Source organism: Francisella sp. 19X1-34 (genome assembly GCF_041102755.1).
Classification (GTDB): domain Bacteria; phylum Pseudomonadota; class Gammaproteobacteria; order Francisellales; family Francisellaceae; genus Francisella.
Window position 1 is genome coordinate 1 of the sequence record NZ_JBGCTX010000005.1, and the last position, 25,533, is coordinate 25,533.

Consider the following 25,533-nt stretch of genomic DNA (forward strand, 5'->3'; position numbering starts at 1 on the left):
CGGTTTTTCGCTTATTTTAACCTAAAAACACTACTAAACCCTTAATTTACAATGCTTTTAATTCCGAACTGAGGTTAACTTTACGCTAAGATTACTCTTTGAATGACTCTTCGAATAAATTAGTGTATGATGGTACAGTTCAGTTTAATCTTGTTAGTACTACAGATGGCACTAAAGTCAATTGGGATTGAAGAAAATCAGCTACATAGCTACTATTGATGACATTCTAATTTCCTACAAGCTGTCAAGATGCTTTCACAATAATTATAATAAGAATTTTATTTACAAGATTCATTCTTCTTTAAGAATACTTCAATCAAAAAATACCTCTAAAAATAAATTAGTTTTTATTTTACAAAATCTCTCAACTATATTCAAAAATACTATTGATCAAACTATTTTTATATTTATAATTAAAAGTATCTAAAGAATTTTATTTCTTTAGATATTTGAAAAATTATGTAAGGAATGAAGTGATGAAAACAAAAAGCAAAGGAGGTTTCTCACTGGTTGAACTAATGGTTGTAATTACTATCATTGCTATTTTAGCAGCTATTGCAATTCCTCTTTACTCAAACTATAAAGAGCGAGCAGCAATTATTGATTCGATATCAATAATAGGAAATGTAAAAACACAAATTAGTGAATACTTAAATGAGGGTGATAATATCTCCAACATAACTTTCGCAAATATACCTACGGGGATTTCCGTAATAAATGGTTCAACTTCTGGAGGCACTATTGAAATAAACCTAAGCCAAACTTCTCCGGATGTCTTTAGTAGCGCAAATGATACCATTAGGTTTATTGGTTCTGTAAATGGTAATACTACAATAGAGTGGTCCTGTGCATATAACAGTAATGCTTCAGACCTAACAACTAGTAATGTGCCAAGCACATGTCCCAATACTTTTTGATAATTAGAAGTTAAACTTCTCCTAAAAGCTCTTTTGCATGCTTAAGAGTATTTTCTGAAATATCTACGCCCCCTACTATTTTTGCTATCTCAGATACACGCTGATCATAACTAAGCTCTATAATCTTTGATTCTGTTGTATCTTTGAGGTACTTCTTACTTACGTGTAAATGTGTTTGGCCTTGTGCAGCAACTTGAGGCTGATGTGTAATACATAAGACTTGTAACTTTCCAGAAAGCTTCTTCAAAAGTCGGCCAACTATTTCAGCTGTTGCTCCAGAAATACCAACATCAACCTCATCAAAGACTAATGTCGGATATGAGCGTTTCTCAGCAGAAACAGCTTGAATTGATAGACCTATTCTACTTAGCTCACCACCTGAAGCTACTTTTTTAACAGGTGCAAGCTCTTCTCCAAGATTAAAATTGATCATAAACTGACACTCATCAAATCCTCTTGGTGTATTTGAGTTAGCTTTTACTAACTGTGCAATAAAACTACCTTTAGGAATATTTAATGAACGAATATTTTTCTCAACTTGTTTTGAAAACTCTTTTGCTGCTTTATTACGAGCATTACTAAGCTTAGCTGCATACTCATTATACTTTTGTTCTAAACCTTGCTTTTGTTCCTCAAGTTCATTTAATCTTGTAGTTTCATTAGCAAAACTCTCAAGCTCAGTTTGTAATTCTTCAATATATTGATACAAATAACTTGGCTCTACCTTATGCTTACGTGCAAGATCGTATATTTCGCTCATTCTTTGCTCTATCTTTGCAAGTTCTTCAGGATCTTGTTCTAATGCATCTAATTTATTTTGAGCTTCTTGATAAGCTTCTTGGGCATATACTTTTGTCTGAGATATTAACTCTTGTAGATTACTAAAACTAGTTCCTTCTAACTTTAAAGACTCTTTTTCAAGCTCACTTAGCATAGCTGTTATATTTGTTTCTTCATCATAGATTAAACTAGATATAAGATTTAAACTATAGCTAATATCATCGACACTAGACAAACTCTTTTGCTTTTGAGATAACTCTTCAAACTCATTTTTATCTAACTCTAAGGAAATAAGTTCTTCTAACTTATACTCAAGTAATTCTCGCTGACTATTTTGACTTTCAACTAACTCTTGTAGCTCTTTTATTTGAGCATTCATTTTTTGTAGTTGATAAAAAGACTCTGAAACATCATTTAATAGCTTATCATTATTTGCAAAACTATCTAGTAAGCTTAACTGTGACTTTGGGTCTAACAAGTCTTGATGTGAATTTTGACTATAGATATTTATTAACTTATCTGATACTTCTTTAACATCTGCTGCCTTAACCACACTACCGTTTATAAATAAACGACTTTGTTTTGACTTATTAACGACACGTCTAAAAGTACATTCATCATTCTCATAATCAATAAAAAGTTCATCTAGAAGCCGCTTTGCTTTTTGGTTATCTTTTATGCAAAAAGTAGCTGATACTTCTGTAACTTGCTCATCATGTAAAAATGTCTTTTCAAGCCTTGCTCCAAGAACAAAGCTTAAGGCATCAAGTAAAATTGACTTACCTGCACCAGTCTCGCCTGTTAAAACTGTCATACCACTTTTAAAATCAATTTCTGTAGATTTTATAATCGCAAAGTTTTTTATAGATAAATGTAATAACATAAATGATCAGTTATTTTTTATTGAACATAACTAATATATATTCTAGCCTAATTTTATACAAGTTTTGTCAACAAATATAATTTATTAGCCTTTCTTTAATAGATAAAAATATATTATAATTCAATATGTAAAACCCAACAAAATATAGGATCAAGAAAATGCAATTATCAAAAAGAGTACAGGCAATGCAAGCCTCTCCAGTTCGTAAGTTAGTGCCATATTCAATCCAAGCTGAAAAAGAAGGTAAAAAAGTTTACCACTTAAATATTGGTCAGCCAGATATTAAAACACCTCGTGAATTTATGGATGCTATTAGAGCTTATGATAAAGAAACTATTGCTTACTCGGTAGCAAATGGTGAACCTAGCCTAATCAAAGCAATATCAAAATACTACAAAAGATTTGATATGGATTTTGCAGAAAATGAAATCTTAATCACAAATGGTGGTTCAGAAGCTCTTATATTTGCAGCAATTGCAACTTGTAACGCTGGTGAAGAAATACTTGTACCAGAACCTTTTTATACAAACTACAATGGTTTTACTACAGCTGTTGATGTAGCTATTAAGCCAATCACAACAAAAGCTGAAGAAGGATTCCATTTACCATCAAAAGAAGAAATCTTAGCTTGTGTTACAGATAAAACTCGTGCAATTATGATTTCAAACCCAGGAAATCCAACGGGTGTTGTTTATACTAAAGAAGAACTTGAGACTTTAGCTGAAGTTGCTAAAGAGAAGGATCTATTTATTATAAGTGATGAAGTATATCGTGAATTTACGTATGATGGACTTACTTGTACTTCTTTTGGCAATATCAAAGGCGTTGAGGATAGAGTAATAATAGTTGATTCAGTTTCTAAACGTTATAGCGCTTGTGGTGCAAGGATTGGCTCTCTTTGCTCTAAGAACAAAGATTTTATAGCTCAAGTAACTAAACTTTGCCAAACTAGGCTATGTGCGCCAACACTAGAGCAAATTGGCTCTGCGGCTCTTTATGAAGTTTCTGAAGAGTATTTAAAAGAGGTAAATACTGAGTATGAAAAAAGAAGAGATGTAACTTTTGAAGCTCTCTCTAAAATGGAAAATGTACTTTGTGAAAAACCAACTGGTGCTTTTTACGTGGTTGCAAAACTTCCTATTGATGATGCTGAGAAATTTGCCCTATGGTTACTAACTGACTTTGAAGATAACAAAGAAACAGTTATGATATCTCCAGCAGCTGATTTCTATGCCACAAAAGGACTTGGTAAAGATGAAGTAAGAATCGCATATATCTTAGAAGAAAAGTCTCTTAAGAGAGCCTTAGAGCTTCTTGAAAAAGCTATTAAAGCTTATAACAATAAGTAATTTATTTTCTAGATTCTACGATTAAATCGTAGAATCACATCCCAATTTCATAATTGATCTAAACTTTCTGAAAAAAATTAAATATAGAACTAAATATAGAAACTTCTTAATAAACAAGCCTAAAAACTAACAACTGTTCTGATATTGTTATGCATATTCTCAAATCCTTTATTGATATCTTCAATTTTAATATTTGAAGTTATAAGATTATCTATATCTATACGGCCATCCATATACCAATCAACAATCATTGGTACATCAGTTCTTCCACGCATACCACCGAAGGCAGAGCCTTTCCATGTGCGCCCTGTTACAAGTTGAAATGGTCTGGTACTAATTTCTTGGCCAGCTCCAGCAACACCTATTATTACACTTTGCCCCCAACCTTTATGAGCACATTCTAGGGCCTGGCGCATAACTTTTGTATTACCAATACACTCAAAACTATAGTCTGCTCCTCCACCAGTTAGGCGGATTAGATGCTGAACAAGATCCTCATCAATCTCATTTGGATTCACAAAATCTGTCATACCATACTTTTCTGCTAGCTCTTTTTTATCATTATTAAGATCAACTCCAACTATTTGTCCAGCTCCGACGAGTTTAGCTCCTTGTATTACATTTAAACCAATTCCACCTAAACCAAATACAACCACGCTAGCGCCAGCCTCAACATTTGCAGTTTTAACAACAGCCCCTACTCCTGTTGTTACACCACAACCTATATAGCAAACTTTATCTAAAGGTGCATCTTTACGAATTTTAGCTACTGCTATTTCTGGTAGCACTGTGTAATTTGAAAATGTAGAGCACCCCATATAATGAAATATCTCTTGGCCATCATGCGTAGTGAACCTAGAACTACCATCAGGCATCAAACCTTTTCCTTGAGTTTCTCTAATTGCTTGACATAAGTTAGTTTTTGGATTTAAACAATATTCACACTCTCTACATTCGGGAGTATACAGAGCAATCACATGATCACCTGGCTTCACAGATGTAACATTTTTACCAACCTCTACTACAACACCAGCTCCTTCATGACCTAATATTGCTGGAAATAGTCCTTCAGGATCAGCACCTGATAAAGTAAATGCATCTGTATGGCAAATGCCGGTTGCTTTAACTTCAATTAAAACCTCATTATCTTTAGGTAGTGAAACATTTACCATCTCAACAGTTAATGGTTGGCCTGCCTTGTATGCAACAGCTGCTTTTGATTTTATAGCCATAGAGATACTCCTATTATTAAAATGTAAATTCAATAACTATTTTAAATGAAGGAGTATAGAATAAATATTTTTTTTAGTATTTTTTTAGAAATTAGTCACGCTTATAGATATCTTCTAAACGTACGATATCATCTTCACCAAGATAATCACCAACTTGAACCTCAATAATTTGAATATCACTATCCGTAAAGTTCTCTAATCTATGTACAGCTTCTTTAGGGATAAATATATGCTCACCAACGTTATATTCTTTAACACTATCATCAACTGTTATAGTTGGTTTACCTGTCACAACGACCCAATGCTCAGCTCTCTTAAAATGTTTTTGTAAAGAGAGTTGGCCTTTAGGTTTTACCGTTATGATTTTAGTTTGGCTTTTTTCTGTAAAATTAATTGTTTGGTAAGTTCCCCAAGGGCGCTCATAAATTTTACCTATTTCATTTATTGTAGACATTATTTTTACCTTTTTATTATAAAAAACGATCAAACATTATTATTAATGAAATTAATTCACAATTCAAGCTTATATGCATATTCAATACCTAACGTGTGAAAGGCATTTTGAGCATATTTTTAAGGCTTTGAGTAATATTAGAATCTTTGTACTGGTCTAAACCAATATCCATCAACATATAGCCTTTTTTAGGTTGCTTTTTATAAGTACCTAAAAGCTTATCCCAAAAGATTAAATTAAAGCCAAAGTTTGAATTAGTTTCAGAAGGTATTGTTGAATGATGCACCCTATGAACATCAGGAGTAATTATAAAAAATCTTAAAAAAATATCTAAGCTTTTAAAGAGCCTAATATTACCATGATTAAACAAGGCTAAACCATTTAAGGTAATTTCAAAAATAATCACTGCTAACACTGGAGCCCCAATAAAACATATTGCAGCAAACTTGATTAACATTGATAGGATAATTTCAACAGGGTGAAAACGTAAACCTGTAGTAACATCATAATCTAAATCAACATGGTGAACCTTATGAAATCTCCATAATAAAGGCAAATAGTGAAATAATACATGTTGAATATATATAGTAAAATCTAAAACTAAAAAAGCTATAATAATCTTAGACCATAAAGGTATACTAAATATATTAAGTACACCCAAACCATATTCATTACACAGTAATGCAACTCCAACAGCTGTGGTTGGAAAAATAATTCTAAGCACTAAAGTATTTAATACTACTAATACTAAATTATTGACCCAACGTTTTTTCTTTGAAATTTTCAATTTCCTCATAGGAGCAATAAGCTCCCATAAAGACACTACTAAGAATATTCCAATAAAAAAACTCAAGCGAATCCATGAATCATGATACATATAATTAATCCGAAATAATTCCGCACCACATTCTATTGCCTCCTCCACCAAGAGGCTTAGGACTATCTGAATAATTATCAGAGCCCTCATGGATCATTAAGCTATGCCCTTCAAGCTCCTCTAAAGAGTTTAGCTTCGGTGCTAAAACAGGCTTAGTCGCCGTACCATTTGGATTAACAACAAGAACAGGTAAATCACCCTTATGACCATTCTCATCATATGGCCCTAAATGTTTACCAGTATGTTGCGGATCCCAATGCCCTCCTGCAGCCTTGCCATTATCATCACAACTTGGATTGATATGAATATGCATACCATGAGTGCTAGATTTCGACAGATTATATAAGTGTGGTGTTATTAACATCCCTTCTTGCTTACCATTTTGTATATATGGTGATATTGTAACCGTACCTACTGCTTTTTTTGTTTGGGTACTTTTCATATGCACGATCAACTCATCATCATGATTAAGATCATAAGATTTTTCCTTAAAAAAAGAAAAACCTGACAATAAGACTAAAGCTACTACTAAGCCTAATATTCTATAAGGTTTATCTACAACCATGTATACCTCCAACATATTAAATATACACATTAATCATGATACAAATATTTATAAATATAATCCATGTTAAAGGTTGCTAATCTAAAAAATATTTAATGTTTTAACTTCTCGATCCATATGCTGATTATGTTAGAATCAAAGTATTCACTCATACTATTATATTATGTTTATATGAAGAAGTTTTTAGCCTTATTAATACTAGTAATTCCAATACTTGGCATATCTGAAACTCCAAAATGGCAAAACTATAATAAATCAGAAGCAATAAGTAAGCTTAGTAAGTTACAATACTATGTAACTCAAAAAGGTGGTACAGAAAGAGCCTTTCATAATAAATATTGGAATAACCATAAACAAGGCATATACGTAGATGTTGTTTCAGGAGAGCCTCTGTTTAGTTCAACAAACAAATACAATTCAGGAACAGGTTGGCCTAGCTTCACAAAACCTATTAATAAATCTTTTATTATTACAAAGAGTGACAATAGTTGGTTTATGAATAGAACAGAAGTTTTATCTAAATACGGTAATTCTCATTTAGGCCATGTATTTAATGATGGTCCCAAACCTTCTGGTAAAAGGTACTGTATGAATTCAGCTGCTCTTAAGTTTATACCTAAAGAAGATATAAAAAAAGATGGCTATGGTGCATATCTATATCTTTTTAATAAAAATTAAAATAAAGATAATATATTTAATAAAAAGCTTATATAATATTAATAAGCCACTTACTTAGATTGAGGTTACTATTATCACTAAGGAACTTGTTGGAACTATAATTCTAAACACTGGTTTTTTTGCATACTCAATACAGTATGTGCCTCAGATCATACATAATATGAGACACAGGGAAAGGCTATCAAATATAAGCATCTTATCTCAATTTGCAATTTTTGTTTCGGTATTATGTGATATGGTTATAACTATTGGGTGTGGATATAAATGGCAATATGCTGTCGTTGCTGTACTTTATCTACTTGGGGTCTGTATACAACAAATACAAATTACTTTTTTGTCAAAAAAAGTCCCTGAACAAGCCAATTTTCTTTTTATATTATGCTTTGCGATCGCAATGCTTGCAATGGGCTCAAATTCAGCAATTGTATATGAAGTTGCACAATATATTGGCTTTACTATAAGTATCTTCTTTTGGTTTCCTCAAATATATAAAAACTATCAGCAAAAGAGAGCCGATGGATATAGCTTAACCTTTATAATTATAGCTTTAATTGGTACTTGCCTATATCTATCTAGCTGTATATTTTTCTCTTGGGATAATGTATATAAAATTAATGCCGGCTCAATCTTACCTGTAGTAGCAATTCTTTTAATTCAAAAAATATATTATAAAAATTCGAAAAATTAATTAGACCTAATATCAAATATTTATTTTAAGTAAAAAAGGTGACTATTTTGTTATATCATAATATTGTTTATTTTTTCTTATCATTATTTTTATTAATTTTATGTTCTAAAATAAGTATCCATATAAAATCACTGACAATGCCTATAACTCTACAAACATATGCAATTGGAATTATTATTTTATTTTCGCCATCATGGATATTACTGTTAAGCATATTTACGTATGTAAGCCTAGGTATTCTTGGGTTACCTATATTCTCAGATAATTCTAAAGGAGTGAGAGTTTTATTTGGTCCAACTGGAGGATACATTATTGGCTTTCTTGTCGTTGCAGTCTGTTTTTACTTTTTAAAGAAATTATCACTTTTTTCAACTGAAAACCTATGGATTACATTTAGCTGGATAATCATTGCTCATCTTATAATAATTACTTGTGGATTTTGTCGACTTACCTTTCTAATAGGATATAGAAAAGCTTTTTATAATGGTATCTTAATACTAATAATCCCTGCAATAATTAAATCTTTGATGATAATTTTAACTTTTATTATATTCAAACATATTCAAATATTTTAACCATATACCTAAAGCTTATAAAATCAGACCCATATACCGATAAAATAAAAACAGTATTTATGTTATTATAAAGCTCATAAACTATTTATTATTATTAAGCATGTCAGGAAATACTTTTGGTAAAATTTTTACAGTAACAACATGTGGTGAGAGTCATGGAGATTCTCTTGCTGCTATTATTGATGGTTGCCCGAGTAATATTCCCTTAAGCGAAGAGGATATTCAGATAGAACTAGACAGACGTAAGCCGGGACAGTCAAAGTTTACAACTCAACGCAAAGAGCCAGATGAAGTTAAAATAATATCTGGCATCTTTGAAGGCAAAACAACAGGAACTCCTATTGGTTTAATTATAAAAAACCAAGACCACAAATCAAAAGACTATGGAGAAATAAAAGATAAGTTCCGCCCTGGCCACGCAGATTATACATATTTTAAAAAATATGGTATTCGTGACTATAGAGGTGGTGGTAGATCTTCAGCAAGAGAAACAGCAATGCGTGTGGCAGCTGGAGCTATAGCTAAAAAAATCCTAAAACTCCATGGTATCGAAATTTATGGCTACTGCTCGCAAATAGGAAATTTAAAAATTGATTTTAAAGAAAAAGACTTTATAAATGAAAATCCTTTTTTTATTGCTGATAAAAATGCTATTGGAAACTGTGAAAAGCTAATTCATAAAATCCGTAAAGAAGGTGACTCAATAGGCGCTGAAGTAACAGTTGTTGCAAGTGGTCTAGATGCAGGATTAGGCAGACCTGTTTTTGATAGACTTGATGCAAATATTGCCCATGCTCTAATGAGTATAAATGCTGTTAAAGCTGTAAGTATTGGAAATGGATTCGACTGTGTTGCTCAAAGAGGCAGTCAACATCGCGATGAAATAACACAAGAACAAGGCTTTTTAACCAATAATGCAGGAGGTATCCTTGGAGGAATCTCTACAGGACAAGATATAACTGCAAAGCTAGCTTTCAAACCTACCTCAAGTATCTTACAACCAGGTAAAAGTATAAATACTGATGGTAATGACACAACTGTTATAACAAAAGGAAGACATGACCCTTGTGTAGGTATAAGAGGGGTTACAATAGCTGAAGCTATGCTAGCATTAGTTATATTAGATGAACTATTAATTACAAAAGCTTATAAGAAATAATCATGAGTGAACAACAGTTCTGGAGTCTTTTACTTCATTGGGGATATCTTGCTGTAGGCTTGGCAGTATTTGTAGAGGGAGAGATCTTTCTAATTATGGTTGGTATCGCTACTGCAGCTACACTATTTAGCTATCCCTTAGTAATTATTGCGGCAACTCTAGGAGCTATTGCTCATGATAACACTATATTCATCCTATCTAAGTTTATTGGCAAGAAGCTTATTCAACGAAAGGCTTCATGGAGCTATAAAGCTAAAAAATCCTCTAAATTTTTAGAAAAATATGAATCTCTAGCCATTCTTAGTATTAGGTTTTTATACGGATTAAGGACAGTTACTATTTTAATAGTTGGTCTAAGTAATATTAGTAAACTAAAGTTTGTTAGCTTAGATGCTTTAAGTAGTTTTATATGGGCTTTTATCTATATAACATTAGGCTACTTATTTGGTCACGCTATCTTAAAATTCGTCAACCATATAGAAATATCTAACTGGATATCTAATAATAAATATTTATCCATATTTATACTTATCTTACTTTCAAGTATTATATACTTTAGTTATAAAATATTCAGGTCGATATCAAAGAGGCGTATAAAATGAGCAATCGATTAGATCTTCTAAAAAAAAATGCTGGCAATGATAAAGAAGAAACTAAAAAGAAAAGTTCTCGATCTGATATCTTTAGTGAGAAAATTCAAAAAGCTCAACAAGATAAACATAGTGAACTTACGAATGACCATGATCGTGATGATGAGTTTAAAAACGAATCTGATTATTCTGATGCTTCTGAATATGATATTGATGATGAGGATAATGATAACTCAGATGAAAATGTTAATGTAATTGAGATTAATTTAGATGAAAGTCAAGGCTTAGATCCATCAATACTTGAGGATGATTTTGATCAAGATGAAGAGCAAGTTAAAACAACAAACTCCTCTCTAAAAGAAGAGGAAGCTAAAGCAGAAGATCACAGCCTAGAAAATGAAATAGTCGAAGGTAGCATAACCATAGATTATAGTGAAGAAGATATCAAAGAAGAACTAGAATATACCTTTGATCACCGCGAAGAAATTTATCATATCCATTTTAAAATAATTAAAGATGGTGGTATGGAAATAAACTCACATAAGGTCTTTGAGCTTGGAGACATCATTAGAGTATCAATTACTCTAACAGAGCTTAAGGAGCAAGTTGGTTGTGAAGCACGAATAGTATCTATATACCCAAAAAGTATTCGCTCCTCCAATGAAGAAAATACTAACCAATATCGTTATATGATACAGTTTATAGGACCTAATGCATCAGAAACAGAAAGAGTTGTTAGTAAATATCTACTAGGTTATAAAATAAAGTAATTTTTTATGTCAAAACAAAAAACTATTTTCATCTGTCAAGAATGTGGCGCTACTTCACCTCGTTGGCAAGGTCAATGCTATAGTTGTAATCAATGGAATACATTAGTTGAAGAGGTTCAAGTAGATACTAAAAAAACCCCAAAGTCTAGAGCTGGATTTTCAGGAAGCATCTCAAAAGCTACTGCACTTTCTGATATAAAGGGTAAAGAATACTCTCGTACATCAACCGGTATCACTGAGTTTGATCGAGTACTTGGTGGCGGGATAGTTAGAGGTTCGGTAACCTTAGTTGGCGGTGACCCTGGCATTGGTAAATCATCAATTTTACTTCAAATAATGGCTTTTTTATCCTTAAGTAAGAAAGTCTTATATGTAAGTGGAGAAGAGTCCTTAGAACAGATCGCATTAAGAGCAGAAAGACTTAATCTACCTAAAGATGAGTTATTGGTAATGTGTGAAACAAATATTGAGCAAATCTCTAATTATATTATCAAGCATAAGCCTGAAGTTATAGTTATTGACTCAATTCAGACCATGTATAATCCTGAGCTTCAATCAATGATAGGTGGAGTATCACAAGTACGAGAATCTACAGCATATATCACACAAGTTGCTAAACAGCATGAAATAGCTATTTTCCTTGTTGGTCATGTTACAAAGTCTGGTGATGTAGCTGGGCCTAGAGTTTTAGAGCATATTGTTGATGCTGTAATTTTCATCGAGCCACAAGATAATGGTAGATACCGTATGATGCGCGCACTTAAGAATAGATTTGGTGCTGTCAATGAGATTGGTATATTTGCTATGACTGATAAAGGCATGAAAGAGGTTAAAAATCCTTCGGCAATATTTTTAAATAATGGTCGTACAAATCTTGTTGGTAGTGTTATAGTCTCTGTATGGGAGGGAACTAGACCACTATTGGTTGAGTTGCAATCTTTAGTTGTTGATAAAAATATTAATCAACCTCCTAGAAGATTATGCGTTGGTATCGATAGTAATCGTCTAGCAATGATTTTAGCTGTTATACAACGTTATATGCACATTGATTTATATGACAAAGATGTATTTTTAAATGTTGTTGGTGGTATCAAGATAAATGAAACAAGTATAGATTTAGCCCTTATTTTAATAATCTATTCAAGTATCAAGGAAATAGAGATACCTCATGACATGCTGATAATGGGAGAAGTTGGCTTATCTGGAGAAATTCGCCCCATTCCATACGGCATAGAAAGGATAAATGAAGCTAGAAAACACGGCTTTAAAAAAATTGTTGTTCCTCAAGCAAATATATCAAAATCATTATCACAAAAAGATATTGAAATTATTGGAATAACTAACCTAAATCAAATAAAGGATATAATAACAGGGTAAATAGATATGAACTTTTTAGATATTTTAATAATAATAGTAGTTCTAGTATTAAGTCTTTTTGCTTCAGTAAAAGGTTTATTTAAAAATATAGTATTATTAGTTTTAATGATCTTCTCAGTTGTTCTTGCTGGAATTCTGGCTCAGAAAATACAAGTAGCTTATATAAACTCTTTGATAGAAGATCCTAATATTGCATATATTGTGTCTTTCATACTAGTACTGCTTGGTGCTTACCTAATAATCTTTGGTATTATGAAAGTATTTCTGCGTAACAATAAAGAAAAGGAAAGTCTTTCAAATACAATATTTGCCTTTTTTGTTGCCTTAGTGCGTTTTAGCTTTGTATTTGCAATAGTTTGCTCAACTCTTAACTCTTTTGATAAAGTTAAGGAAAATAGCTTATGGGAAAACTCAACTATTGTGAAACCACTTATTAAATTTGGAGATTACGCATTTAATACAAGAGTTAGAATGCAGCAAACAAATTTCAAAGACTATGTACCAAAAAAAGTTGCTGGTGGTTAAATATTAGTTCTCATTTTTTAATTGACGAGTCATCAATTCTTTAACAATATCTCTAGGCTCAATAAACTCGTATAAAACCTTATAAGCAGCAAAGACTAAAGGCATGTCGACATCATGTTTTTTAGCAAGCTTATAAACTGCTTTTGCTGTTGAATAACCCTCGACAACGTTATTTACTTTCTCTAATGACTCTTCAATAGTCATTCCTTGGCCAAGATAAAGTCCAAATCTTCGGTTACGTGACTGATTATCTGAACAAGTTAAAAGTAGATCGCCTAAGCAACTAAGTCCGATAAATGTTTCAGAGTTTGCTCCAAGCTTAAGTCCAAGCTTTTTGATCTCAGCAAGACCACGAGTAATCAAAGCAGCATGAGCATTTACACCAAATTTCATGCCATCGGCAACACCGGCTGCTATAGCTAAAACATTTTTAACAGCCCCACCAACTTGAGCTCCAATAATATCTGTAGTTGTATAACACCTAAAATTCTCATTACTAAATAACTGCTGTGCATATTTTGCATAATCGATATCCTTTGATGCAACTACCACTGCTGTTGGTAGCTTATTTGCAACTTCTTTTGCAAAACTAGGACCTGTTAATAATGCAAATTTTACATCAGGTAATATGTTTCCAACAATTTCACTTAATAATGCATAAGTATCATGACAGAATCCTTTTGTTGCACTAATAATATTTTGATGTGGTTGTATAGCTTCTCTAAGCTCTAAAATAATATTTTTAAACCCTGAGCTTGGAGTTGCTACTAATATATCATCAAAACTACCTATATGATCTTGCCAGTTTTGTATCGCACTTAATGTTTCTGGAAAATTTTTTATACTTGGAAGATATTTAAAATTATTACTATCTTCTAACATTTGTTGATTATGCTCTTTTCTCCAAGAACTTATCTTAACATTATGTCCTTTATAGGCAAGCTGTAAAGCTAGTGCTGTGCCCCAAGCTCCTGCGCCTAAAACGAGTATATTTTTTTGCATAAAATAAAATCATATAACCACTATATTCCTACTATATTCTATAGTTGATAAAGTGTAAACACTTCTCACTAAGAACTTTCTATTATCATAAAATATTGATGCTGTATGCTAGAAGATAGCTAAAGTGGTTTCTTAGTATTAATTTAAAAGTAGAAACTTTTTTCAATTGACTAACCTTATATTGTAGTATAATCAGATAAACAGATAATTAAATAAAAACATAATGAAGCAGTTAATAACTGATTTTAAAATCTCTTTGCAAGAGAACTATTCTGTAATAAAAATATCTGCAATTTATACAATATTGATATATGCTTATTTCATATTTTCCTGGACCCTTTCTATAGATACAGAACTAGCAACATATAGTTTAGGAAATAGCCAATACTTATATCCATTGAATGTCCAATTTTTTAAACTTGGTAGACCTATATTAGGTATATTAGTCTGGTTAACAGGCTCTGTACCCATACCATACTTTAACTCTCTGTTAGCTGTAGGCCTTATTTTCTGTTCTTACATCATATGGATAGTTGTATTAAGTAAAATTTATACAGATAAAAAGCTAACTATTATTTTTGGACTATTTTATTTAGTATCACCAATATATATTTTTCAACTAAACTTTGTAAATCAAAATATAGGTATTGGATTAGGGTTTCTACTTACTTCTATTTCAATATACTTTTTATCATTATACTTTTATAAAGAAAATAATTTCTTTAGCTTTATTTTAAGCATTTTGCTTTTATTTCTTTCAATAGGTATTTACCAATCATTTTTAATATACTTTTTAGAGGGATCTATAGTAGTACTAATACTCAACTGCTTAAAATCAAACTTTAATTTAAAACAAATCCTAAAGTATAATTTATATTTACTTTCTATAGTTATTATAAGTCTATTTTTTTACTTTCTGACAACTCATATTATATATTTATTTATAAGTAAATCGCACTATTTAACAAACTTCTTTGATGGTTGGTCAAAACATCACTCAATTCTAAAAAGTATTCAGCTACTGGTAGACTATATTTTTAATATTTTTGAATCTCGCTTTACTATTATTTATGCTTTATGCTACATAGTAATTCTACCTCTAATTTTCAAAATAAGAAAACTATATAGCTTAATAGTTTTTATAGGTTTAATAACCCCATTATTATTACCAATTATATTTTTATCACCTATGCCTTTGAGAATACTATTCTCAATACCACTAAGTATTTCTATGCTAGCTACTGTTTGTTATAAGGTTTTTAATAAAAAACGCCTTATATTAGTGATAGCTATAATCATTGCTCTTTTTAACTTTAAGCAAATATGCCTTCTAACATATAGTAAAAATATGGCTGAGAAGTATAATGAAAAGATACTCAATACTCTCTATCAAAAAGCTTATAGAATGATTGGAAAAGATATATACCATACACCAATAGTCTTTGTAAGCTCTAAAAAAATTAGCAATAGCTTTTTTATTGAAGAAACTAAAAAGCAGCCTTTTTATTCTAACAGTGATTTTGATTTGTTTAGTAGTATATTCCCTGGTACCTCCTGGCAAGAAAGCAACTTGAATCATAGAGCATATTTTTTCTCTCACTGGTTAAATAACTACTATAAAATGCCTTCACATAAGCAAGTAAAGCTTGGTGAAAAAATCGCTAAGAATATGCCTATATACCCTAATGAGGGATCCATAATAATGAAGGATGATATTTTAATAATCAAACTTTCTAATTAAAAAGTTGATATATCCATTGAAAATTTATGATTTTACAAGTAATATTTCGCTATTTAGCGAAATATAGTTTTAAAAAATGAAACTTGCCGACATAGTAGACTTCCAAAAAGCTTTAAGTGATGAGACAAGGATACGAATTTTAATGGTAATATATCAGCATGAATTATGCCTTTGTCATTTAGCGCATATATTCAAACTTGCTAACTCAACTATTTCTAAACATTTAGATATCCTCAGACGTAATGGATTTATCCATAAACGTAAACAGGGTCGTTTTCATTATTTTTATTTTAATTCTATTTATAAAGAACAATTAAACTGGCTTTTAAAAATACTTGAAGATGATAGTACTATTCAAAGCGACCAAAAAATAATTAAACAGATGATAAAAGAAAAACTTGAACATCTGCCTGAAATACATGCAAAGGAGAACTTGCTATGAATCAAAGTAATCAACACTTAGAGTTCAAAGTATATGGTTTAGACTGTATTGAAGAAGTAAATATTATAAAAAAAGCTTTAGGTAAAAAGGTATCTGAAGAGAATATGCAGTTTGATCTACTTAATGGTAAGCTCCTAATAAATCAACAAGGTATTTCTGCAAAAGAAATAATTTCATTAATCAAGAAGTCAGGCCTAAATACCAAAGCTTGGAGTGAACATATTGCAGATGATCAAAGTTCTAGCTTTATTAGTAAATACTTACGCTTAATCACAACATCTATTAGTGGTATTCTAATAATATTTGCATATTTATTTCATGCTTTTGATCATGGCTTCATAAATGCATTTATAGATAATGATAATGGTTCAGGTACAACGCTTACTCTAATGTCACAATTTAGTTATATTTTGGCTATAGTATTTGGTAGTTGGTTTGTTTTCCCAAAAGCTATCGCTTCATTAAAGCGTCTTAATGCTGATATGAACTTACTGATGGTGATAGCTATAGTTTGTGCTGCAGCAATTGGACAACTTTTTGAAGCTGCCGTTGTAAGTTTCTTGTTCTCTTTATCTCTCGTTTTAGAGGCTTGGAGTGTTGGTAATGCACGCTCAGCAATAACCAAACTTATGGATCTAACCCCCGACACAGCTTTAGTATACTGCTGTCATGATAAAGAATTTGAGGAAAAACCTTTAGCAGAAATTAATGTAGGTAAAAGACTACTTATCAAACCTGGCCAAAAAATTGCTCTGGATGGTATTGTTATAAAAGGTGATAGCTTTATAAACCAAGCACCTATTACAGGTGAATCAATTCCGATAGAGAAACAAATCGGTGATGAAGTTTTTGCAGGTAGTATAAATGGTAACTCATCTATTGAAATTAAAACCACAAAAACGGCAAGTAATTCATCTATAGCAAAAATTATCCAAGCAGTAGAACATGCACAATCAAAACGTTCATCATCTGAAAAATGGGTCGATAAATTTGCTAGAGTCTATACTCCTTGTATGATAGTACTCGCTATATTGATTGCTATAGTCCCTCCACTATTTTTAGCCCAACCATGGATTAAATGGATATACCAAGCTTTAGTTATTCTCGTGATAGCATGCCCTTGCGCACTAGTTATATCAACTCCAATATCAATAGTTTCTAGCTTAGCAAGAGCCGCACGAAATGGTATTTTAATAAAAGGAGGAAACTTCATTGAAGTTCCTACAAAACTTAAAGCTATTGCTTTTGATAAAACAGGAACTTTGACTAAAGGTCAACCCGTGGTAAAACAAATTATCACTAACGATAACTTCTCTGAAAAGCAATTAATAACTATAGCTGCCAGTTTAGAAAAAACTATTGATCACCCTATTTCTAAAGCAATTATTGATTATGCTAATCAAAATAATATACAAATTGAAGAAACTATAAATACAAAAGTTATTGGTGGTAAAGGTATAACAGGACAAATAAAAGACTCATCTTATTGGCTAGGAAGCCATGCCTTTGCTCATGAGAAACAGCTTTGTAATAATAAGTCCATACACGAACAAGCAAATGAGCTTGGAGCTAATGGTTTTACATTAATTTTTATTGGAAATAATAATCAGATAGTTGGAGCTATAGCAATACAAGATAGTATAAAAGATAATATTAGTGAAGCTTTAAAACAGTTAAAAGAATCTGGAGTTAACCAAAATGTCATGCTTACCGGAGATAATATTGGTACAGCAAGAGCTATAGCCAAACAGGCTGGTATAGATAAATACTATGCAGAACTTCTACCGGAAGATAAAGTTGCTAAAGTAGAAGAGCTTGTAAATAAATATACTAATGTTGCAATGGTCGGTGATGGTATCAACGATGCTCCAGCTCTTGCTAGATCAAACCTAGGTATTGCTATGGGAGCTATTGGCAATGATATCGCTATAGAAACTGCAGATATCGCTTTGATGTCTGACGATATTGGCAAACTACCATGGTTAATCAAACATTCTAAAAGAACGTTAGACATAATAAAGCAGAATGTAACTTTTGCTATAGCTGTAAAAGCTATATTTATATCATTAGCTATGGCAGATTTAGCAACTTTATGGATGGCAATTGCCGCAGATATAGGAACAACACTTATTGTGATAATAAATGCGTTAAGATTATTAAAATAGTTTAGATGTCATATCTAGTCCATAAAGGTAACATTCTTTTTATGTCTTTCATAAATTTAAATAAGCCAACATTTAGCTCAACATTACCATTAGGATCTGTAACTTTCTGAGGGAATCCAATACCAACACCAAAAAGTCCCGGTGCTATAATTCCTGTAGTAGGATCATACTGTCTTACATCAACACCTTCTGCACTTGGCACTCTTTGTTGGAATCCTGTAGCATAAATAACTTTATTATACTTATGTAAATGATTATTAACTTGTTCACTTGTAGATAAGTATCTTTTGACTCTACTATCTAAGTTCTGAGAAATATTTTTTCTAACCCATTTAGCTGTCTCACCTTTTAAACCTGAATTATCATAAAGAATATAGTCACCCATATTAACAGCATACTTTAATGGTTCTAAATAAAAGTTAGCAACATCACTAACCCCAGATTCTAATAAATTTCTAATAATGATCATAGCTGAATGTGAAGATCCAAAAACTGCCACTTTATCATCAGACTTAAGTTCTTGTTTTAATTTACTAGGTGTTAAAGCCGTTGAAAGATCAACTTCTTCAGTCACTTCAAAATTGTGAATATTTAATGATTTTGGTATAGCACCAGTAGCAAGAACTACTTTCTTAGCAGCATAACTACCACTTTCACCACTAATATCCCAAACACCATCAGATACCTTTAAATCTGTAATCATATCTTTACTATTATCAACCCTATTTAAAAGGTCGTTTGTAACCCATTTTAAAGGCTTAGTAACTTCTTTTAATGAAGTAAATCCAGCTCTATCAAAGCTTTCTAAGGGAAACTTTTGATTATTTTCTGCATAATTAAATGATTTTATATCCTCTATAAATCTAAAGAAAAGTTCAACAGAAGTGTTACTACTTACTTCACCCCACTTCTCTCCAAAGTCTCCAACTTCAAAAAGTGGATCAACCCATAGAACATCACTAGCTTTAACACCATTATCCAATAAAAGGCCTAATGTAGCCATACCTGCAGGACCCGCTCCAATTATAGCCCATTCATACTTTTTAGATTCTTGCATCTGTGTCTCTCCAATTATTTATTAAATTTAACAATAGATTAATTTTATATTATATAGAAGCTTCCACTATGATCCTAATTAGTAATTCTAATATTGCATATCAGAAAATCTTATAATACAATTTTAATATATAAGTTTAGCTAAAATTAATATGCGAATTACATTAAAGCAACTTCAAGTTTTTGTTAATACTGCTAAATCAGAATCAATTAGTGCTGGTGCTGAGAAATGTTTTATATCTCAAGCTGCAGCAAGTATGTCACTGTCTCAACTTGAAAGTATGCTTGATACGACATTATTTGACAGAGTTGGCAAGCGCATGAAACTAAATGCCAACGGTAAAAACCTCCTAACAAAGGCTATAAAAATATTAGATGAAGTCCAAGAGTTTGAAACTTTTACTGATAGTGATTCAGAATTATCAGGAAAAATAATTATTGGGGCTAGCACTACAATAGCAAATTATATACTTCCTAAATATGTAGCTACATTTAGAAAAACTTATCCAGATGTAAACTTTGAAATAATATCTGGTAATACTCAAAAAATTATCAATAGTATTGAAACGCTAAGCTGTGATGTAGCCTTTATTGAAGGGGAATGCAGTAGCCAAAGCATAGAAACTAGTTTATGGAGGAAAGATGCTTTAAAGATTATTTGTCGAGCAGATCATCCTTTAAATAAGAAAAAGAATATAAAAATAAAGGACCTTTTAAAATACGAATGGGTCACTAGAGAACAAGGCTCCGGAACATTTGATATTTTCTTCAATGCTCTTGAAAATAATATGTCAAATATTAAAAAAGCGATTACTCTAAGTGGCTCAGAAGCCATAAAACAATACATTTCACATAGTGACTGCTTAGCATGCTTATCAGAGATAATAACAAGTCACTCCGAAGACACTAATAGATATAAAGTACTTGAAATACAGGATCTTGATCTTAGACGAAACTTATATAAACTGTTACATAAGAAAAAATATCATACAACTCTAACAAAAGCTTTCTGCGACTTCATAGAAGAAAATTTAAAATAAACTTGAAAAAATAATCATTTCATATCATCTTTATACTTAGATAACTCATTTAAGGAGACAGAAATGACATTTGGTATAATTCTACTAGTTATTATTGCAATAATTGTCATCTACATGGTAATGACATATAACAAGCTAATAGCAGAAATAGAAACTGTTAAAAACTCAGAAAAGCAAATAGACGTTCAATTAGATCGTAGAGCTAAAGTTTTTGATTCTTTAGTCAATGTTGTAAAAAAATACATGGACTACGAACAAACAACTCTTAAACAAGTAGTTGCTCTGAGAAGTAAAGCAAATACTGCTAAAGAACAAGGAGATACCCAAACAAGAATTGCAGCTGAAAACAAAATTTCTGATTTAGCTAAGGGTATCAATATCCAATTTGAAAATTACCCTGAACTAAAAGCTAATCAAAATGTAATACAACTACAAGAAGAAATCACATCTACTGAGAATAAATTAGCTTTTGCAAAACAAGCACTAAATGATTCTATCGAAAGATATAATGCACATAAAAAATCATTTTTTGCTGGTATTGTGGTTAATTTCTTCAAAAAACTAAATGAAGATTTTATTTACTGGAATATCTCTGAAGAGAAAAAACAACAACTAGAAGACTCTAGAGTGGAACTATAAAATGTCAAACACTGATAATCTTCAATATGGCTCAGTAAATTGGCGAGAAGTTGTCCGTAAAAACACTCGTCGTACCTATCTAGTAATAGCAACTTTCTTGATTGTATTTTTTTTACTGGGAATCTTTGTTGATACATTTTGGCGCTATAGTGAGCTGGCAAATTACTACTACGCACACACAGGTAATCAACTACCTATTGGCCAAGTATTTATGTGGCTCGTAACATTTCAAATACCTCCATACGCAACAATGATGATATCAGTGATCGCTATAATATGGATTTTCATAACCTTTAGCATGTACGACAAGATTATGCTCTCAGGCACGCAATATCATGAAGTATCTGCTGATAGCCAAGATCTTCTAGCAAAAAGAGTCTACAACGTAGTTGAAGAAATGAAAGTTGCTGCCGGAATGCGTTATATGCCTAAAGTATTTTTAATTGATGCAAATTATATGAATGCCTTTGCCTCAGGTTATTCTGAAAAATCTGCAATGGTTGCTATTACCTCAAAACTTGCAAATGCTCTAACTCGAGATGAGCTACAGGCTGTAATGGCACATGAGTTAACACACATTCGCAATCAAGATATTAAATTAAATCTATTTACAATGGTTTTATCAAATATGATGTTAATCATTATGGATTTACTATTCTACTCAGTCCTTTTCTCAGGTAATAACCGCAATAATAATCGCAATAATAACGCAGCAGCTTTCTTTATTATAATTATGATTTTAAGATATGTGCTACAAGTATTTACAATATTTATGATGCTATTTTTAAGCCGAACACGCGAGTATATGGCTGATGCTGGAGCCGTTGAACTTATGCGGACAAATATGCCGATGGCAAATGCCCTTATAAAGATTGCAAACGACAGTCATACACAAGAAGCACAATATAGCTACAAACATAATAAAAATGAAAATCTTCGTCGCGCATCATATATATTTGATCCACTAAGTGCTGGTTTTAACGGTGGTGATATGTCAGATTTATTTTCTACACATCCATCTATAGAGAAAAGACTAGCATCAATAGGAGTTAAATCAAGATAGTTAATAAATACTAAAAAACTATATCTTTTATTAAGATTACAACTCGTTAAATCTACATTTTTCTTGATAAATATATTATAATGAACGAGAAATCTTATTCAAAACTATAATTCTAAAACAAAAATTAACGCAAAATAAGTGAAATAAATGTCAGATCAACAACCACGCAAAAAACTTTCATTAGGTAGAAAAAAATTATCTACAACAAGAACATCAGCTATTAGCTCTAACCTTAAAACTAAACTAAAAGCTAAAAAAGAAGATAACATCCAAAACTTCTTTCAAAATACTAATAAAGAGCTTCGAGAGTTATATCAACAAAGAAAAACGCTAGAAGAACAAATTAAGCAAATAGAACAGAGACTACTTTTTGCAAAAAGTGAGCCATTACAAGACTTCTTATTTGAATTAAAATCAAAAGACTTTGATTTATTAATAAAGATAAACTCTTATATTCAAAATATCTAAGACTATTTCCTAAAATATTAACTCAAATATTTCTTTAATACCTTTTTTAGCTAAGCCTAGCATTTTTGCAAATTCTTCTTCTGAGAAATCTTTGCCTTCTGCTGTTCCTTGGATTTCGATCATGCCACCATTTGAATTCATTACGACATTCATATCTGTCTCAGCATTAGAATCTTCATCATAATCAAGATCTAACACTGGCTCATTATTATAGATCCCTACAGAAATAGCTGCTGCTTGAGATAAAAGAGGATCAACACCAGCCTCTATCATACCTTTATCTTTCATATAGATAATAGCATCTTTAATAGCTAATGATGCTCCTGTTATAGATGCTGTGCGAGTTCCGCCATCTGCTTGGATTACATCACAGTCTACCTTGATAGTATTCTCACCTATTTTAGTTAGATCGACACTTGCACGTAATGCTCTACCTATTAGACGTTGGATTTCCTGAGTTCTGCCTGATTGTTTACCACGAGCAGCTTCTCTATCCATTCTAGTATGTGTTGAACGAGGAAGCATGCCATATTCTGCTGTTAACCATCCTTCTCCAGAGTCTTTTTTAAATCTTGGTACTCCTGGTATTACTGAAGCTATACAAAGAACTTTAGTATCTCCAAACTCTATAAGAACGGAACCCTCTGCATGTTTTGTAAAATTATGTGTAACTTTTATATTACGTAATTGATCATTATTTCTGCCACTTGGACGCATTTTCGAATCCTTTTATTAATTTCATAACTTTATAAGTGTATAATTATACAAATCGAGAATAAAATAAGAAACCTTAACTTTAAGGTATTTCTAAGATATGAATATAATAAATAAAAATAGCCTAGATAAAGTTAAAAGATATTGGCTTAATGATGCTAAAAACTTAGTCACAAGTTTATCTAAATTTCATGGTGCTATAACACTAGATAAAATCTCTCAAAAAATTACAAACATAACACCACTAGAATCAAGTCTGCTAGATGTAAATGATGCTCTTGTAAGACAAATTTCTCTATCTAATAAAGACAAGACTTTTGTTTTTGCTAGAACAATCGTACCAAAAGATACTTATAATCATTTTACTCAAGAACTCGACAGCCTAGGTACAAAACCAATTGGTGATAACTTACTTTTTGATAAATCAAAATTTGATAGAGACGAGTTTATAATTCGTCAGCTATCAGCCGAAGATTTTCATCAAGAGACTGGTAGAAATCAACAGCATAAAATATTCTCTCGTAGCTCTATCTTTGAATATAAAAACGACAAAAAACTTAAATTTCTAATTACTGAATATTTTCTAATTTTACCGGAACAATATGATGGCTAGTAAAGAGAAGTTAAATGCATACTTTATGCTAATGAGGCTACACCGTCCTATCCCAATACTTTTGATACTATGGCCTACTCTTACAGCTTTAGTTTTAGCAGGTCATGGAGTGCCAAATATTAAATATTGGCTTATATTTACTCTTGGTGTTGTAATTATGCGTACAGTTGGCTGTATTGTTAATGATATTGCTGATATTGATTTTGATAAGCATGTTGCTCGTACTAGTAACCGACCATTAACTAGTGGCAAACTTAGTGTAAAAAATGCCGTTTATCTTTGCTTGATTCTCACTCTAATTGCTTTTATCTGTGTACTTTTTTTAAATACTCTTACAATCTTATTATCTTTCGTTGCAATATTTTTAGCAATACTATATCCATTTTGTAAAAGATTCTTTGTTATACCTCAGCTAGTATTAGGACTTGCTTTTAATTTTGGTATTTTTATGGCTTTTTCAGCTTTACAAAACAAAATACCTCTAGAGGCCTTAATTTTTTATTTATCAACTATATGCTGGACTATTGCTTATGATACTGTCTATGCTCTAGCTGATAGAGATTTCGACTTAGAGATAGGTATAAAATCATCCGCTGTTTTATTTGGTGATAAAGTATTCAAATATATATTTTTATTTAACATCCTATCTTTAGTATTACTTCTTATCTTAGGTATATACTGCCACTTTAATATAATTTTCTATTTAGGAGTAATAGCGTCAGCACTATTTTTTATCAAGAATTATTTTATCTACAAAAAGCTAGGCATCGCTAACTGTATAAAAGCCTTTTCTGACAATCACTGGGTTGGATTAATAATTTTTGTTATTGTATTATTACAATATCTTTAATAATTTTTTTCTAAAGAAATAAGGATTACAAGTATGGATTATATTACTATCCTTGGGTGGATTGCGTGTATTATAACTATTATTTATACTGCTCTAGGACTACCAGCTCAAGTAAAAAAGAACTACCAACTAAAATCAACTGAAGGACTTTCGTTATTCCTATTTTGCTTTCTTTTTTTAACATTCACATCTTGGGTTGTTTATGGAGTATGTAAACCTGATTGGTTTATCGTTGTACCTAATGGTTTAGGGGCAATATTTGCTTTTGTCATTGTGTTACAAATACTATTTTATACATCAAAAAATAAGTAAGGGAATAAT

Annotated in this window: 28 protein-coding genes; 20 read left to right on the forward strand and 8 right to left on the reverse strand. The window is 31.4% G+C overall.

From position 1 onward, the window contains the following. Window positions 1-476 precede the first annotated feature (476 nt). Window positions 477-917 carry a prepilin-type N-terminal cleavage/methylation domain-containing protein gene (locus AB8E56_RS01355; RefSeq protein WP_329477174.1) on the forward strand — a complete coding sequence of 147 codons (441 nt, stop codon included), beginning with the start codon at window positions 477-479 and terminating at the stop codon, window positions 915-917. 10 nt (window positions 918-927) lie between these two features. Here the strand turns inward: AB8E56_RS01355 and recN are convergent, their stop codons facing one another. After that, entirely contained in the window at window positions 928-2,580 is a 1,653-nt protein-coding gene (gene recN, locus AB8E56_RS01360) for a DNA repair protein RecN (RefSeq protein ID WP_329477177.1), read from the reverse strand. 158 nt (window positions 2,581-2,738) lie between these two features. On the opposite strand from recN, the gene AB8E56_RS01365 reads away from it, so the two are divergent. Beyond that, window positions 2,739-3,929: a pyridoxal phosphate-dependent aminotransferase gene (locus AB8E56_RS01365; protein WP_329477179.1), complete on the forward strand. Its 1,191-nt coding sequence runs from the start codon at window positions 2,739-2,741 to the stop codon at window positions 3,927-3,929. A gap of 119 nt (window positions 3,930-4,048) precedes the next feature. Here the strand turns inward: AB8E56_RS01365 and AB8E56_RS01370 are convergent, their stop codons facing one another. The 4 genes from AB8E56_RS01370 to AB8E56_RS01385 all read right to left on the reverse strand — a co-directional run bounded on the left by AB8E56_RS01370 (window position 4,049) and on the right by AB8E56_RS01385 (window position 7,057). Beyond that, window positions 4,049-5,161, reverse strand: coding sequence for an S-(hydroxymethyl)glutathione dehydrogenase/class III alcohol dehydrogenase (locus AB8E56_RS01370; RefSeq protein ID WP_329477181.1), 1,113 nt, complete (start codon window positions 5,159-5,161; stop codon window positions 4,049-4,051). A 91-nt stretch (window positions 5,162-5,252) separates the two neighbouring features. Continuing rightward, a complete protein-coding gene (locus tag AB8E56_RS01375) occupies window positions 5,253-5,615 on the reverse strand; it encodes a phosphomannose isomerase type II C-terminal cupin domain (protein ID WP_329477183.1) in 363 nt (120 codons plus the stop codon). A gap of 88 nt (window positions 5,616-5,703) precedes the next feature. Continuing rightward, complete coding sequence (locus AB8E56_RS01380) at window positions 5,704-6,492, reverse strand: sterol desaturase family protein (RefSeq protein ID WP_329477186.1); 789 nt, start codon at window positions 6,490-6,492, stop codon at window positions 5,704-5,706. Window positions 6,493-6,496: 4 nt separating this feature from the next. Further along, window positions 6,497-7,057 carry a superoxide dismutase family protein gene (locus AB8E56_RS01385; RefSeq protein WP_329477188.1) on the reverse strand — a complete coding sequence of 187 codons (561 nt, stop codon included), beginning with the start codon at window positions 7,055-7,057 and terminating at the stop codon, window positions 6,497-6,499. Window positions 7,058-7,228: 171 nt separating this feature from the next. On the opposite strand from AB8E56_RS01385, the gene msrB reads away from it, so the two are divergent. The 8 genes from msrB to AB8E56_RS01425 all read left to right on the forward strand — a co-directional run bounded on the left by msrB (window position 7,229) and on the right by AB8E56_RS01425 (window position 13,419). Beyond that, complete coding sequence (msrB, locus tag AB8E56_RS01390) at window positions 7,229-7,735, forward strand: peptide-methionine (R)-S-oxide reductase MsrB (RefSeq protein ID WP_329477191.1); 507 nt, start codon at window positions 7,229-7,231, stop codon at window positions 7,733-7,735. 73 nt (window positions 7,736-7,808) lie between these two features. Then, on the forward strand, window positions 7,809-8,423 hold the full coding sequence (locus AB8E56_RS01395) for a PQ-loop repeat-containing protein (RefSeq protein WP_329477303.1): 615 nt from the start codon (window positions 7,809-7,811) through the stop codon (window positions 8,421-8,423). A gap of 137 nt (window positions 8,424-8,560) precedes the next feature. Then, window positions 8,561-8,998: a biotin transporter BioY gene (locus AB8E56_RS01400; protein WP_329477193.1), complete on the forward strand. Its 438-nt coding sequence runs from the start codon at window positions 8,561-8,563 to the stop codon at window positions 8,996-8,998. A gap of 100 nt (window positions 8,999-9,098) precedes the next feature. After that, on the forward strand, window positions 9,099-10,157 hold the full coding sequence (gene aroC / locus AB8E56_RS01405) for a chorismate synthase (protein ID WP_329477195.1): 1,059 nt from the start codon (window positions 9,099-9,101) through the stop codon (window positions 10,155-10,157). Window positions 10,158-10,159: 2 nt separating this feature from the next. Then, a complete protein-coding gene (locus tag AB8E56_RS01410) occupies window positions 10,160-10,759 on the forward strand; it encodes a DedA family protein (protein ID WP_329477197.1) in 600 nt (199 codons plus the stop codon). Beyond that, a complete protein-coding gene (locus tag AB8E56_RS01415; protein WP_329477199.1) occupies window positions 10,756-11,517 on the forward strand; it encodes a PilZ domain-containing protein in 762 nt (253 codons plus the stop codon). Before AB8E56_RS01410 ends, AB8E56_RS01415 begins: the two co-directional genes overlap by 4 nt. Before the next feature lie 6 nt (window positions 11,518-11,523). Further along, window positions 11,524-12,894: a DNA repair protein RadA gene (gene radA / locus AB8E56_RS01420; protein ID WP_329477201.1), complete on the forward strand. Its 1,371-nt coding sequence runs from the start codon at window positions 11,524-11,526 to the stop codon at window positions 12,892-12,894. Window positions 12,895-12,900: 6 nt separating this feature from the next. Continuing rightward, on the forward strand, window positions 12,901-13,419 hold the full coding sequence (locus tag AB8E56_RS01425) for a CvpA family protein (protein WP_329477203.1): 519 nt from the start codon (window positions 12,901-12,903) through the stop codon (window positions 13,417-13,419). 3 nt (window positions 13,420-13,422) lie between these two features. Here the strand turns inward: AB8E56_RS01425 and AB8E56_RS01430 are convergent, their stop codons facing one another. Then, entirely contained in the window at window positions 13,423-14,421 is a 999-nt protein-coding gene (locus AB8E56_RS01430) for an NAD(P)H-dependent glycerol-3-phosphate dehydrogenase (RefSeq protein ID WP_329477205.1), read from the reverse strand. A gap of 223 nt (window positions 14,422-14,644) precedes the next feature. Between AB8E56_RS01430 and AB8E56_RS01435 the strand changes: the two genes are divergently transcribed. The 3 genes from AB8E56_RS01435 (at window position 14,645) to AB8E56_RS01445 (ending at window position 18,769) form a co-directional block, all read left to right on the forward strand. Continuing rightward, window positions 14,645-16,162 (forward strand): glucosyltransferase domain-containing protein, encoded by a 1,518-nt coding sequence (locus AB8E56_RS01435; RefSeq protein ID WP_329477206.1) that lies wholly within the window; start codon window positions 14,645-14,647, stop codon window positions 16,160-16,162. Between the two features lie 76 nt (window positions 16,163-16,238). After that, window positions 16,239-16,604, forward strand: a complete 366-nt coding sequence (locus AB8E56_RS01440; protein ID WP_329477208.1) for a metalloregulator ArsR/SmtB family transcription factor — start codon at window positions 16,239-16,241, stop codon at window positions 16,602-16,604. Then, window positions 16,601-18,769 carry a heavy metal translocating P-type ATPase gene (locus tag AB8E56_RS01445; RefSeq protein ID WP_329477210.1) on the forward strand — a complete coding sequence of 723 codons (2,169 nt, stop codon included), beginning with the start codon at window positions 16,601-16,603 and terminating at the stop codon, window positions 18,767-18,769. Before AB8E56_RS01440 ends, AB8E56_RS01445 begins: the two co-directional genes overlap by 4 nt. Before the next feature lies 1 nt (window position 18,770). Here AB8E56_RS01445 and AB8E56_RS01450 read toward each other — a convergent pair whose 3' ends face one another. Continuing rightward, a complete protein-coding gene (locus tag AB8E56_RS01450; RefSeq protein ID WP_329477212.1) occupies window positions 18,771-19,826 on the reverse strand; it encodes an FAD-dependent oxidoreductase in 1,056 nt (351 codons plus the stop codon). Window positions 19,827-19,977: 151 nt separating this feature from the next. On the opposite strand from AB8E56_RS01450, the gene AB8E56_RS01455 reads away from it, so the two are divergent. The 4 genes from AB8E56_RS01455 (at window position 19,978) to AB8E56_RS01470 (ending at window position 23,035) form a co-directional block, all read left to right on the forward strand. Then, on the forward strand, window positions 19,978-20,865 hold the full coding sequence (locus tag AB8E56_RS01455) for a LysR substrate-binding domain-containing protein (protein ID WP_329477214.1): 888 nt from the start codon (window positions 19,978-19,980) through the stop codon (window positions 20,863-20,865). 63 nt (window positions 20,866-20,928) lie between these two features. Then, a complete protein-coding gene (locus AB8E56_RS01460) occupies window positions 20,929-21,504 on the forward strand; it encodes a LemA family protein (RefSeq protein ID WP_329477215.1) in 576 nt (191 codons plus the stop codon). A 1-nt stretch (window position 21,505) separates the two neighbouring features. Further along, window positions 21,506-22,567, forward strand: coding sequence for a zinc metalloprotease HtpX (htpX, locus tag AB8E56_RS01465; protein WP_329477217.1), 1,062 nt, complete (start codon window positions 21,506-21,508; stop codon window positions 22,565-22,567). 147 nt (window positions 22,568-22,714) lie between these two features. Further along, the gene (locus AB8E56_RS01470; RefSeq protein WP_329477219.1) at window positions 22,715-23,035 is read left to right on the forward strand and encodes a hypothetical protein; all 321 of its coding nucleotides are present in this window, start codon (window positions 22,715-22,717) and stop codon (window positions 23,033-23,035) included. 9 nt (window positions 23,036-23,044) lie between these two features. Here the strand turns inward: AB8E56_RS01470 and rph are convergent, their stop codons facing one another. Beyond that, window positions 23,045-23,752 carry a ribonuclease PH gene (gene rph, locus AB8E56_RS01475; protein WP_329477221.1) on the reverse strand — a complete coding sequence of 236 codons (708 nt, stop codon included), beginning with the start codon at window positions 23,750-23,752 and terminating at the stop codon, window positions 23,045-23,047. A 97-nt stretch (window positions 23,753-23,849) separates the two neighbouring features. Here rph and AB8E56_RS01480 point away from each other — a divergent pair, with 97 nt between their 5' ends. Genes AB8E56_RS01480 through AB8E56_RS01490 form a run of 3 tightly spaced genes read left to right on the forward strand, consistent with a single transcriptional unit; the run spans window position 23,850 to window position 25,524 of the window. Further along, complete coding sequence (locus AB8E56_RS01480; RefSeq protein WP_329477223.1) at window positions 23,850-24,362, forward strand: chorismate lyase; 513 nt, start codon at window positions 23,850-23,852, stop codon at window positions 24,360-24,362. Continuing rightward, window positions 24,355-25,212, forward strand: coding sequence for a 4-hydroxybenzoate octaprenyltransferase (ubiA, locus tag AB8E56_RS01485; protein ID WP_329477305.1), 858 nt, complete (start codon window positions 24,355-24,357; stop codon window positions 25,210-25,212). The genes AB8E56_RS01480 and ubiA overlap by 8 nt, the downstream gene beginning before the upstream one ends. Window positions 25,213-25,245: 33 nt before the next feature. Beyond that, window positions 25,246-25,524 carry a SemiSWEET family transporter gene (locus AB8E56_RS01490; protein WP_329477225.1) on the forward strand — a complete coding sequence of 93 codons (279 nt, stop codon included), beginning with the start codon at window positions 25,246-25,248 and terminating at the stop codon, window positions 25,522-25,524. Window positions 25,525-25,533 lie beyond the last annotated feature (9 nt).